Below are 1,566 nucleotides of genomic sequence, written 5' to 3' on the forward strand. Positions count from 1 at the left end.
CGACGTCAGTCGTAGTCGTAGACGGAGTGGTGGTCTCGGAAGGCTTATCAGACTTTACAGTCTGATCATCGTCATCGATGTCCTTGTGCTCACCGATTTCATTCGGCTTGTCATTATCAGGGGTGTCCTCACCCTTGTCATTGACAACCTTGGAAGTCAGCGTCTCGAAAGCAACGGCAGCCTCAACCGGCTCAGTTACCTTCTCATCGACCACGATGGTGACAGCCTCAGTACCATTAGCGCTCTCCGGGGTGAACTTGTGACCCTTGGTCTCACCCAGAACGGTCTTACCGTCCTCCTTGGAAATCAGCTGGGCATCCAGGGAGTATTCCTTACCCGGAACCAGACCCTCGTAGGAAACCTGATCCACAATCTCGGCACCAGCAACAACCTCACGCAGGTCACCCTCGAAGTCCGCGTTGGTAGAAACAATCGCGTTCTTGTGGGAGGTTACGGTCTGGTTCTCGTCGTTGATGTCCTTGTGCTCAGCGACGTGGTTCGGGTTCTCCGAAGTGGTATCCGGGGTGTCCTCACCCTTATCGTTGACGTCGGTGGAGGTCAGTTCTTCAAACGCAACCGCAGCCTCAACCGGCTCCTTCACGTCGTCAGAAACGGTGATCTTAACCTCAGCCTGACCATTTGCGGACTCAGGCTTAACAGTAGCCTCACCCTTGCCCAGAACGGTCTCGCCGTCCTTCTTGGAAATCAGCTCAGCATTGAGCTTGTACTGCTTACCCGGAATCAGGTTGAAGTAATCGACGGTGTCGATGACCGTAGCACCAGCAACAACTTCCTTGGAGCCGTTTGCAAAGTCCGCATTGGTGGAAATGCGCGGCTTGGAAGTTACGGTCTGGTCCTTGTCGTTGATGTCATCGTGCTTAGCGATGTCATTCGAGGTGCCCTCGTCGGTCGGCTCATCGTCGCCATTCTCGTTGACCTGGGTGGAGGTCAAGTACTCGAACGCAACAGCTGCCTGAACCGGCTTGGTCACATCATCGTTAACGGTGATCTCAACAACTACCTCGCCGTCAGCAGTCTCCGGGGTGAAAGTCTTTTCACCGGAGCCCAAAACGGACTTGCCATCCACCTTGGAGATGAGCTCAGCGTTCAGGGTGTATTCCTTACCCGGAACCAAGTTGTGGAACTTAACGGTGTCGTTGATCTTAGCGCCAGCGACAACCTCGTGGGAATCATCTCCGAACTCAGCCTTGGTGAAGATCTTCGGGGTGTCCTTCTCGTCGCCGCCACCAGGGGTCCCCGGCTCGTTAGGCTCGGTCGACTCAGAAGGCTCGCCCGGCTTCTCCGGAGTAGTCGAACCGCAATCCGAAGGCTTATCAGACTCAGAAGTCTCGGAAGCCTCAGAGGACGTGGTCTCTACAGACTCAGACTCAGAAGGCTCACTGGACTCAGACTCAGACGGTTCCTCAGACTCGGAAGGCTGCTCGCTCTCAGAGTCACCCGGCTCCTCAGACTCACAAGTCTCGCTAGTCTTCGGGGTAGAAGAATCCTCAGAGGAAGAAGGCTCAGAGGTCTCACCCTCGCCACCGTCACCAGGCTTACCCGGCA

At 55.4% G+C, this 1,566-nt stretch carries 1 protein-coding gene; it reads right to left on the minus strand.

The annotated features are described in order from the left end of the window. A partial coding sequence (locus EF879_RS26820; RefSeq protein ID WP_158624322.1) for a VaFE repeat-containing surface-anchored protein occupies positions 1-1,566 on the minus strand: 1,566 nt, incomplete at both ends.

Source organism: Micromonospora sp. HM5-17, assembly GCF_003762835.1.
Lineage (GTDB): Bacteria > Actinomycetota > Actinomycetes > Mycobacteriales > Micromonosporaceae > Plantactinospora.